Source organism: Candidatus Methylomirabilota bacterium (assembly GCA_036005065.1).
Lineage (GTDB): Bacteria > Methylomirabilota > Methylomirabilia > Rokubacteriales > DASRDR01 > DASYQW01.
In genome coordinates this window covers 1-6813 of sequence record DASYQW010000187.1, presented here as the reverse complement: position 1 = coordinate 6813, position 6813 = coordinate 1, and the positions used below count along the sequence as shown (strand labels likewise).

The following is a 6813-nucleotide window of genomic DNA, read 5'->3' as shown; positions in this document are numbered from 1 at the left end:
AGGGCGACGAGCTGGTACGGGTCAAGATCGTGCTCCCCCAGACCCTCACCCCGCGCGAGCGTGAGCTCTTCGAGGAGCTTCGCCGACTCCGACCGACTCCGCCGCGCTAGGTCATTTCGGGGGGGTCTCGGAAGACCCCCCGATGCCCCCCTCGGTTGCGGCGGCGAAGCCGCCGCTCGGAGCACTCCTCGATGCACCACGCGCTCGGTGGCCGGCGCCGGTTACTCTTCGATTCGCCGCGCGTCGGTTGCCGGCGCCGCGTTACTCGGACACGCCGCTCGCTCTGGTGAGGGGAGCTCCGCGGCAGCGGCTCCGGCAGCCCTAGACGGGTGAACGCTTTCCATCGTCGGCCTCAGGACAGTGCGGTCCGCCGGGTGCCTGGTCGTTCGCACAAATCATTGTTTCATCGAGGGATCAGCACGATCTTTTGCGGCATGTCCCTTGCTTCCCTTACGGGCGTTCACTAGCCCGTTCTCGCACACTAGGAGGTGTGGCGATGCGACAAGTTCTGGCGTTGTTCACGGCGGTCGTCTTCGGCCTGGGCCTGGCGGCTTCGGCTCTGGCCCAGGGGACGACGACGCAGCCGAGCTCCCCGCCCGCGGGGAGTTCGTCGACCGAGACCAAGCCTGGCACGGCCGGGAAGACCACCCAGCCCGGGATGGAGAAGAGCGCGACCGGCAAGCCGGCGGCCGGCAAGATGGCTGGCGGCGCGCGTGGCCAGCACAAGATGATGGGCGAGGTCACCAAGATCGACTCGACCAAGGGCATGGTGACCCTCAAGACCGACGAGGGCGACCTCGACCTGCACTTCCCGCCCAGCGCGCTGCAGGGCATCAAGGAAGGGGACCGCGTCGAGGTCCAGATGTCGATCCGTCCGGCGGGTGCCGGCGCCAAGGCCGGCGGGCCTGCCAAGACCCCGGCGCCGAAGAGCTCCGCTCCCGGAGCCGCGAAGCCGGCCGAGCAGCCCAAGACCCAGTAGGCTCAGCTCAGGCCCTCGCGAGGTTACACGAGGGAGGCGGACATCGCCTCCCTCGTGGCATTTTCAGGGCTCGTCCGCCGCGTGACACTTTGACACGGCCGGATTCGGCGGCTAGACTTCAGATGGGATCCCGCGTGGAGTAGCCCGCGGGATCGATCTTTGTTCGGGGACGAGGAGGCGGGTCGTCGCCATGGCCGCGTTCCGGTTCGACAAGTTCACGCTCAAGGCTCAGGAGGCCGTCCAGACGGCGCAGGGACTGGCCGACCGGGAGAGCCACCAGCAGATCGAGCCCGAGCACCTGCTGGTCGCGCTGCTCCAGCAGCAGGACGGCATCGTGCCTCCCCTCCTGGCCAAGCTGGGCGCGCGGGCCGACGCGATCCGCCGGGACGCCGAGGCCGAGCTCCGTCGCCTTCCCAAGGTGACCGGGGGCCAGGGGGAGCGGTATGTGAGTCCCCGGCTCAAGGCCGTCCTCGATACGGCCTGGGCCGAGGCCGAGCGCCTCAAGGACGACTACTGCTCGACCGAGCATCTCCTGGTCGCGCTGGCCGGGGACAAGGACGGTGCCGCGGGCCGGGTCCTCCGCCAGGCCGGCGTGACCCAGGACGGGGTCTACCGGGCGCTCCTCGAAGTCCGTGGCTCTCAGCGCGTGACGGATCCCAGCCCCGAGGAGAAGTACCAGGCGCTCGAGCGCTACAGCCGCGACCTCACCGAGCTCGCTCGCAAGGGGAAGCTCGATCCCGTCATCGGGCGCGACGACGAGGTCCGCCGCGTGATCCAGGTGCTGTCCCGCCGGACCAAGAACAACCCCGTCCTCATCGGCGAGCCGGGAGTCGGGAAGACCGCGATCGTCGAGGGGCTCGCCCAGCGCATCGTGGCCGGAGACGTGCCGGAGGGCTTGAAGGGCAAGCGCCTGGTCGCGCTCGATCTGGGAGCGCTGATCGCGGGCACGAAGTATCGGGGCGAGTTCGAGGACCGGCTCAAGGCGGTCCTGCGCGAGATCGGTGAGGCCGAGGGCGAGATCATCTGCTTCATCGACGAGCTGCACACGCTCGTCGGCGCCGGCGGGGCCGAGGGCGCGGTGGATGCCGCCAACATGCTCAAGCCGGCCCTGGCTCGCGGTGAGCTCCGCTGCATCGGCGCGACCACCCTCGACGAGTACCGGAAGCACGTCGAGAAGGACGCCGCGCTCGAGCGGCGCTTCCAGCCCATCTTCGTGAAGGAGCCATCGGTCGAGGACACCATCGCGATCCTCCGCGGGCTCAAGGAGAAGTACGAGGTTCACCACGGCGTGAAGATCAAGGACTCGGCGCTGGTGGCCGCGGCCGTGCTCTCCCACCGGTACATCGCCGACCGGTTTCTCCCCGACAAGGCCATCGACCTCATGGACGAGGCCGCCTCCCGCCTCCGGATCGAGATCGACTCGATGCCGGCCGAGCTGGACGAGATCGAGCGCCGCGTCATGCAGCTCGAGATCGAGCGCGTCTCGCTGGCCAAGGAGTCCGACGAGCGGTCGCGCGAGCGGCTCGAGAGGCTCGACCGCGAGCTCGGCGAGCTGAAGGAGCGCTCGGGAGCCCTCAAGGCGCGCTGGCAGACCGAGAAAGAGGCGATCGGCCGGATCCGGAAGATCAAGGCGGAGATGGACGCCGCTCGAACGGCCATGGCCGACGCCGAGCGGCGCGGCGACCTCAACCGGGCGGCCGAGCTACGCTACGGCACCCTGCACCAGCTGGAGGCCAGGCTCGAGGCCGAGAACACGCGTCTGGCCGAGCTTCAGCGCACGGGCCGGCTTCTCAAGGAGGAGGTCGACGAGGAGGACGTGGCCGAGGTCGTCGGCAAGTGGACGGGGATCCCGGTGACCCGCCTCCTGGAGGGCGAGGTCCAGAAGCTCGTCTCGATGGAGGACCGCCTGTCGCGGCGGGTGGTCGGCCAGGACCCGGCGCTTCGCGCCGTGGCCAACGCCGTGAGGCGCGCCCGCTCCGGGCTCAGCGATCCCAACCGGCCCATCGGCTCCTTCCTCTTCCTGGGGCCGACCGGGGTCGGGAAGACCGAGCTGGCGCGGGCCCTGGCCGAGTTCCTGTTCGACGACGAGCGCGCGATGGTGCGCCTCGACATGTCCGAGTACATGGAGAAGCACACGGTGGCGCGGCTCATCGGCGCGCCCCCCGGCTACGTCGGGTTCGAGGAAGGGGGCCAGCTCACCGAGGCGGTGCGCCGGCGTCCGTACTCGGTGATCCTGTTCGACGAGGTCGAGAAGGCGCACCCCGATGTGTGGAACGTGCTCCTCCAGCTCCTCGACGACGGCCGGCTCACCGACGGGCATGGTCGCACGGTAGACTTCCGAAACACCGTGGTCATCATGACGTCGAACATCGGCAGCCACTACTTCCGCGAGATCGCCGATCCCGAGAAGGTCAAGCCGCTCGTGCTCCAGGACCTCCGCACTCACCTCCGACCCGAGCTCCTGAACCGGATCGACGAGGTGATCGTCTTCTCGAACCTCGGCCTCGGCGAGATCACCCGCATCGTGGACATCCAGACGGAACAGCTACGGAAGCGGCTGGCCGAGAAGCGGATGGGGCTCGAGCTCACCGAGGCGACCAAGGCCCTCCTGGCCAGGGAAGGCTTCGATCCCGTGTTCGGCGCCCGGCCGCTCAAGCGGACCATCCAGCGACGCGTGCAGGACCCCCTGGCGCTCAAGATCCTCGAGGGCGAGTTCGTCGAGGGCGACACGGTGCGCGTGGACGCCAAGGGCGACGACCTCGTCTTCACCAAGGTCTAGCCCTGATCGGCAAGCAGTGGGTGGGCCATGAGCCCTTCTTACCCTCTCCCCCATCGGGGGGTCTTCCGAGACGCCCCCCCGAGATGACCTACCAGGCGACGGCGTAGGAGTCCCGGCGGGGATCGGCCGCGCCCCAGCGCACGCCCGCGTCGTCGACGCGCACGAGACAGACGGCGCCGGCCCGCCACTCCCAGTCCCCCCAGCGCTCCACCCGGTGTCCGCGGTCGGCGAGCGCGTGCGCGGTCGCATCGGGGATGCGCCGCTCGAGCGTGAGGCGGCCCGGGAAGTATCGGTGTGGCCAGAACGAGTCGGGAAACGACTGGCTGGCGAACCGCGGGGCCTCGATCGCCGCCTGAGGGCTCAGGCCGAAGACGATGATGTTCAGGAAGACCTGCAACATGGCCTGAGTCTGAACGTCCCCCCCGGGGGTGCCGAACGGCATGACGAGACGGCCATCCTTGAAGACCATCGCCGGGTTCGGGGTGAGCCGCGGGCGCTTGCCCGGCGCGACCGCGCTGGGGTGCTCGGGGGCCAGCCAGGACTGGGAGCCGCGTGAGGAGACCGCGAGGCCGGTGCCGGGAATGATGGGCGTGTCCGTCGAGACGTCGCTGGGCGTGGCCGAGAACGCGTTCCCGTCCCGGTCGACCACCGCGATGTAGGACGTGTCGAGGGCGTCAGGCAGGGGGCCCTGCGGATCGAGCGGGCCGGTCCACGAGGGCAGCACCGCGTGGCCCCCCGCCGGGTCGCCGGGCGGCGGCATCTCCGGACACGCCCGCGTCTCGTCGATGAGGCCCTGGCGCCGTGCGCCGTAGGCCGGGTCGAGCAGCCCGTCGGCCGGCACCTTCACGTGCCGCGGATCCCCGTAGTATGCCTCGCGGTCGGCGAACGCGAGCTTCATGGCCTCGGTGACGACGTGGATGTAGGCGGGCGTGTTGTGACCGAGCCTGCCGAGATCCACGCCGGCCAGGATGTTCAGCATCTGGAGCAGCACCGGCCCCTGGCACCAGAAGCCGCAGCCGAAGACCTCGTACTCTCCGAACGCCGTCCGCACGGCCGGCTCCACGCCCACGCGGAACTCGGCGAGGTCCTCGCGGGTGAGGAGGCCGCCTTCCTGGGCGTGATACCGGACGATCGTGGCGGCGATGTCACCCCGGTAGAAAGCGTCCCGGGCCGCCTGGAGCCCGGCGACCCGGCCTCCTCGCGCGGCAGCGGCGCGGTCCTCGGCCGCCATGTAGGCGAGCGTGCGCCCGAGGTCGGCCTGCACGAAGCGCTGGCCGGGGACCGGGGGACGCCCGCCGGGCAGGTAGATCGGGGCGGAGGTCGGCCAGCGCCGGTAACGGGCCTCGTTCTGGCCGATGATCTCGGCTACAAAGGGGCTCAGGGGAAAGCCGTCGCGCGCGAGCTCGATGGCGGGCGCGGCCGCCTCGGCGAACCCGAGCGTGCCGAAGCGCTCGAGCGCCGTGATCCAGGCGTCGGGCGATGCCGGCACGACGGTGCGCAGGAGGCCCTCGGGGATCTCGCGTCGACATTCGCGCTGGAAGAACTCGAGGCTGGCCCGGCGCGGCCAGGGCCCGAGCCCGGACACCGTCGCCAGCTCGCGGCGGGTGGCGTCGTAGATCATGATCGGCGCCACACCGGCGACGTTGACGATGTCGGAGTGGACGACCCCCAGGCAGATCGCGCCCGCCACGCCCGCGTCGACCGCGTTTCCACCGGCGTCCAGCACCCGGAAAGCCGCGAGCGCTGCCAGCGGGTGGCCGGCCGCGACCGCGTGGCGGGTGCCGAGCGCCTCGGGTCGGAGCGCGCGCCCCCCCGGCCCGGTCCCGACGCGCTCCTGCGCGGAATCGACGGTCATCGGGCCGCTCCCATGGTCATCCCGCCTATCCCACCACAGCACGCCGCGCCGGGTCAATCCATCCGCTTTGACATCCATCCGCTTTGACAGGTCCCAGGTGGGATGGTACGGTGACCGCGTGCTGCCGCGAATCGGGATCACCGGCTCCGTCGCGCCGTCCCGCATCGGAACGCGCCGAACCTTCCTCAACGAGCCCTACGTCGTCGGGATCCGGGAGGCCGGCGGACTTCCCCTCGTCGTCACGCCAGCCCACGCGGACGACAGCCTCCGCGAGCTCTACGAGCTACTCGACGGCCTCGTCCTTTCGGGCGGCGAGGACGTGGAGCCCGCGCGCTACGGCGAGGCCGTGGCCCATCCCGGCGTCGAGAGCGTCCCGGAGCGCGACGCGATGGAATTCCGCCTGCTCGAGTGGGCTCTCGCGGACGGACTGCCGGTGCTCGCCATCTGCCGGGGGATCCAGGTGCTCAACGTGGCACTGGGCGGAAGCCTCTACCAGGACCTGCCGGCCGAGCACGCGCACGACGTGCGGCATGACCAGACCCGGGCCGAGCCTCCGGTGGCCCGGGCCCGGCCGAGTCACGCCGTGACCGTGCGGACAGGCTCCTTTCTCGGCGGCCTGGTCGGCGAGGGCGAGCTCCAGGTCAACAGCATGCACCACCAGGGGATCAAGGCGCTGGCCTCCGCCCTCTGCCCGGTCGGCTACGCCGCCGACGGTCTCATCGAGGCCGTCGAGGCGAACGAGCCCGTAGCCTCGGGCTTTCTGGTCGGGGTGCAGTGGCACCCCGAAGAGCTGGCGCTCACCGGAGAAGACCCCGCCTCGCGCCGGCTCTTCGAGGCCTTCGTCGCCGCCGCCGCCAAGCAGCAGCGGCGCTAGGTCATTTCGGGGGGGTCTCGGGAGACTCCCCCGATGCCCCCCGTCGTGGCGGCGGCGAAGCCGCCGCTCGGAGCCCTCCTCGATGCCCCACGCGCTCGGTGGTCGGCGCCAGGTGACTCCGACACACTCCAAGCGGCCCGCATCATTCGGCCCTCCCCCCGCGCGTAAGCCTCGTCGGAGGGGGTGTTCCGACACCCCCTCCGACGTGACTCAGGCGTCGCCCGGGGTGGGCCGCCGCAGCGGCCGCACGATCCGGTGCTCCGGCTGGCCCTCGCGGCCGTCGGGCTTCTTCTCGTTGGCGAAGGCAAAATAGGTCGCGCGGTCGT

General features: G+C 70.8%; 4 protein-coding genes. 3 read left to right on the top strand and 1 reads right to left on the bottom strand.

Annotation, left to right across the window (positions count from 1 at the left end):
* The first annotated feature begins 496 nt into the window (after positions 1 to 496).
* Together VGW35_13640 and clpB are read left to right on the top strand one after the other, a co-directional pair.
* Positions 497 to 979, top strand: coding sequence for a hypothetical protein (locus tag VGW35_13640; protein HEV8308699.1), 483 nt, complete (start codon positions 497 to 499; stop codon positions 977 to 979).
* 190 nt (positions 980 to 1169) lie between these two features.
* Positions 1170 to 3758, top strand: a complete 2589-nt coding sequence (gene clpB / locus VGW35_13635) for an ATP-dependent chaperone ClpB (GenBank protein HEV8308698.1) — start codon at positions 1170 to 1172, stop codon at positions 3756 to 3758.
* Positions 3759 to 3846: 88 nt separating this feature from the next.
* Here clpB and VGW35_13630 read toward each other — a convergent pair whose 3' ends face one another.
* Positions 3847 to 5613, bottom strand: a complete 1767-nt coding sequence (locus VGW35_13630; GenBank protein ID HEV8308697.1) for a gamma-glutamyltransferase family protein — start codon at positions 5611 to 5613, stop codon at positions 3847 to 3849.
* A 118-nt stretch (positions 5614 to 5731) separates the two neighbouring features.
* Between VGW35_13630 and VGW35_13625 the strand changes: the two genes are divergently transcribed.
* Positions 5732 to 6487, top strand: a complete 756-nt coding sequence (locus VGW35_13625) for a gamma-glutamyl-gamma-aminobutyrate hydrolase family protein (GenBank protein ID HEV8308696.1) — start codon at positions 5732 to 5734, stop codon at positions 6485 to 6487.
* Positions 6488 to 6813: the final 326 nt, after the last annotated feature.